2 protein-coding genes are annotated in these 4669 nt (G+C 35.4%); both read left to right on the plus strand.

Going from position 1 to position 4669, the window contains the following annotated elements; translation table 11 throughout:
• The coding region (locus AB5062_RS22355; protein ID WP_229056184.1) for a TonB-dependent receptor at positions 1 to 2928 on the plus strand (2928 nt) is incomplete at its 5' end.
• A gap of 12 nt (positions 2929 to 2940) precedes the next feature.
• Complete coding sequence (locus AB5062_RS22360) at positions 2941 to 4437, plus strand: RagB/SusD family nutrient uptake outer membrane protein (RefSeq protein ID WP_005839145.1); 1497 nt, start codon at positions 2941 to 2943, stop codon at positions 4435 to 4437.
• Positions 4438 to 4669: the final 232 nt, after the last annotated feature.

Raw genomic sequence — 4669 nt, forward strand, 5'->3', positions numbered from 1 at the left:
AGTTCCGCAAAGACTTTGGTAGTTTCCTTTATCGGGATGGCTAGTCAAGAGGTTTCTATCAAACAGAATGTTAGCATCATTTTAAAATCTGATACAGAGATGCTTGACGATGTAGTGGTTGTTGCTTATGGTACTGCGAAAAAGTCATCTTTTACAGGATCAGCGACTGCTGTTAGTGGAGAAAAAATAGCAAAAATGCAGGTTTCTTCAGTATCTAAAGCCTTGGAAGGTGCAGCAGCAGGTGTACAAGTAATCAATACCAGTGGGCAGCCTGGAGAAAATGCTAAAATAAGAATCCGTGGTATTGGCTCTTTTAGCGCATCATCGGCTCCTTTATACGTAGTTGATGGTATGCCTTATGACGAAGAGTCGGTTAATGCATTAAATCCTGCCGATATTGAAAGTATGTCTATATTAAAAGATGCTGCATCTGCAGCCCTTTATGGCTCACGTGCAGCAAATGGTGTTGTGATGATTACTACTAAAAAAGGTATGGTAGATAAATCCAAAGTTACTCTTGATGCACGCTGGGGAGTAAATACTCGTGGTGTTCCAGAATATGATATCATGAAAGATCAAAGAGAATACGTACTAACAGCCTGGAATACTTTAAAAAATCAATCTACAGGTGCAGAAGCTTCCGAAGAATTAATAGGTAGCATTGGATACAATCCATTCATCGGCGTAGCTAATAATGCCATGGTTTCAGCAGATGGCGTAGTTAGTTCTGCGGCTCTACGCCATAATGACGATTGGGCTGATGCCGCATTACATAATGGTATGCGTCAGGAATATAATTTGAGTCTGCAAGGTGGTAACGCTAAGACAACTCATTTTTTATCATTGGGATATTTGAAAGATGAAGGAATCTTAAGACATACTGACTTTGAACGTATTTCAGCACGTGCCAATATTAATCATACTGTAAATAAGTTTATTGATATCAATGGTAATTTGGCTTACGCAAGAGCGGAAAAAAATGCAGGCCAGTCACAAAATGCTAGTTTGTCTAATTACTCTAATGCTTTTATGTTCACTCAGCAAATCGCTCCTATTTATCCTGTATATGCGTATGACGAAAACGGAAATCGCATATATGACGAAGAAGGCAACACTGTTTATGATTTTGGTGATGGTACATACAGTACACGTATGGGCGGTTTCAGTAATCAAAATGTTGCAGCTAATTCTGGGTTGGATGTGCATCAGACTTTGAATGACAATTTTAATGGCCGTGGTACTATTAACATTAATATTATTGATGGTTTAAAAGCGACTGCTAACATTGGTTATGATTTAATGAATCAAATCCGTACAGATCACATGAATCAGTTATATGGGGATGCTGCTAATGTGAATGGTCGTACTTATAAATATAATCAACGTATTGAATCGTTTACAGCAAATCAACTTTTAACCTATAGTAAAGCATTTGGTCATCATAATATTGACATAATGGCTGGTCACGAATCTTATTCATATACACTGAAATATCAGTATGCTCATAAATACAATTTTTATACTATTGGAAATCCTGAGTTCAACAATGCCATAACTATGAGTGATATGAATTCATATACACAAGAACATAGTATGGAAAGTTTCTTTGGTCGTGTAAACTATGATTTTGATAACAAATATTATCTATCTGCAAGTATTCGTTCAGATGAATCTTCCAAATTCCATCCTGATCACCGCCGTGGTACTTTTTGGTCTGTCGGAGGTTCTTGGAGATTAACACAGGAAGAGTTTTTGAAAGATGTGGAATGGTTGTCTAATCTTAAACTAAAAGCAAGTTATGGAACACAAGGTAATGATGGAATTCTTGATATAAATGGTTATGTAGTCTATCAACCATATCTGAAGCAATATTCTGTAACCAATAATAACGGAGATTTCTCTGTAGTCGAAACTTATCGTGGAAATAAAGATTTGACTTGGGAAAAAAGCAAAAATTTAAATATCGGTTTGGAAGCTGCTTTTCTTAATAACCGTTTGAAACTAGAAACTGAATATTTCTTGAAGAAGACTTCGGATATGTTGTACAATATGCCTTATCCTATTTCTTCTGGAATTTCTTACGTTCCAATGAACCTGTTGGATATGCAGAATAAGGGGATTGAATTTACTATTTCTGCCACCCCAATTCAAACAAAAGATTTTATATGGAATTTATCTTTTAACGGTACACATTATAGCAACAAGATTTTGAATCTTCCAGAAGACAAAAGAGAGAATGGAATTATTCATGGTACTGCTTCTTTGTTCCGCTTAATGGAAGGAGGGTCTATTTATGATCTTTATACCTATGAATACGCAGGTGTTAATCCAGAAACAGGAGCAGCACAATGGTATATGGATGAGAAAGATGCTAATGGCAAAGTGACTGGAAGGACCGTAACCGAAGACTATACTCAGGCAAGCAAATATGAATTAGGTTCTACTTTGCCCGATTTCCAAGGAGGTTTTTCAACTGATTTTGCATACAAAGGAATCGATCTTTCTATAGCTACAAACTTTCAAATTGGTGGAAAGATATATGACAGCATGTATTCTTCTTTCATGCATGCGGGAAGCAATATTGGCAGTAACTGGCACAAGGATATCTTGAATGCTTGGACTCCGGAAAATAAAAATACAAATGTGCCTATAATGGATGGTGCACAAAATAGTAATAGCCAATCTTCACGTTTCTTGATAAATGCATCATTCTTTAACATCCGTAACATTTCATTAGGATATACTTTTCCGAAAGAATGGATGAAAGCAATATCAGCAAGCAGTGCACGTATTTACGTATCTGCCGATAATGTAGCTTTATTCTCTAAACGTAAAGGTATGGACCCACGCCAATATGCTTATGGATATTCGGCTGCTAATTATTCTGCGATTCGTACTTTATCATTCGGCATTAATTTGAACTTTTAAAAGAATAGAATTATGAAATATACAAAATATTTAGCAATATTGGCTGCAGCGTTTATGATGGGATCTTGTAGCGATGACTTTTTGGACAAGGAACCTTCAGAAAATGCATCAGAAGACCAAATTAAAGATTTGCTTGATAAAGATCCTACAGCTATTCAAGCATATATTACAGGATATTACAAAAATATGTTTTCTCCGGAAGCACAGCAAAGTCATGATGATTTCGGATTAAAGGCATTTGAATTGGCTACAGATTTGATGGGAGATGATATGGCATATATGACCTCACACTTCTTCGTATATGATTATCTGCTTGACAACCGTGCTTCAAGTTATCGTCGTACGACCACTTATTGGCAAGAATTATATGCTGTAATCAGTGGTGCAAATGAAGTAATCAGCGGTCTGAAAGAACAGGCAGATAGCGGTGATGAGAGTGTTGAGAAGATGTTGGGACAAAGTTATACCATACGTGCTTACTGCTATTTTTGGTTAATAAACATGTACCAGCAACCTTATGAATGGAATAAAGATAAATTAGGTATTCCTATTTATACTGAATCTGAAACCAAATTGAATCGTGTTCCTGTAAGTGAGGTCTATGAACAGATATTAAGTGATATAGATAAAGGATATAATTATTTGAAAGGAAAAGGAATAGCCAAGAAAGATGAATTAAATGAATATGCAGCAGCTGCTATTTATGCAAACATTCTTTCATTTGTTAATGATTATCCCGATCAATGGAATGAAGTTGCTAAATACGCAAAATTGGCTATTGAAGGTGGCTCACTGATGAGTGAAAAAGAATTACTTTCCGGCTTTAATGACCTTTCTTTGAGCGAAGTGTTATGGGGGGCTGATATTAATGGTGAAACAAATACATTCTACGCTTCATTCATGAGTCAAGTTGATCCTTACGGCCCGGGATACGGTGGTAATTTAGGAAATTACAAAATGATTTCCAGTGATTTGTATGAAAAAATTTCAGATGATGACATTCGTAAAAAATGGTTTGGAGTTGATTTGGGAGAAACAAATACTCATTATAAAGTAAGACAATATGTGCAGCGCAAATTTATTGATATAGGTTCTACCGCGCCTGGTTTTACTCCTACAGGTGATACTTTTTGCTCTGACTATATTTATTTGCGTACTGGTGAAATGTATTTTGTAGCTGCAGAAGCATTATATAGGGCAGGGAAAGAAAATGAAGCCAAAACAATGCTGACTACGATTATGAAAACTCGTAATCCAAAATATGAAACATCCGCAACAAGTGATGCACTTTTACAAGAAATTGAACTTCAAAAGCGTATTGAAATGTGGGGTGAAGGTCGTCGTTTATTTGACATGAAACGTCGTAATGAAAGTTTGGATAGAACACATGCAATTAATCATAGTGCGATTGCTCCAAAGGAAGTCCCTGCAGGTAGTAAATTATTCATTTATCAAATCCCCGATAAGGAGTTAAATGCCAATAGTGAGATTACTGATAAAAACGAATAGCTAATAATAGGTCTATAATAAAAAAGATGCTTAGATTACTAGGCATCTTTTTTATGTTTAAGGTAGAATAAAAGTAGACATAAAATCAAATTATTTTTTTATGTTATAATATATAGTTGATTTATAGTTTGTTATAATAGATGTAATATTGTATATCTACAAGAGAGCAGAATGCTAAATATTTGATTACTAGATGTTTTTTTGTATATTTTAGTTCCGCAAAGACTTTGGT

Origin of the sequence: Phocaeicola sp. RTP21359st1_B8_RTP21360_211022 (genome assembly GCF_040911965.1) — a bacterium.
In the GTDB taxonomy this organism is placed as follows: Bacteria; Bacteroidota; Bacteroidia; order Bacteroidales; family Bacteroidaceae; genus Phocaeicola; species Phocaeicola vulgatus.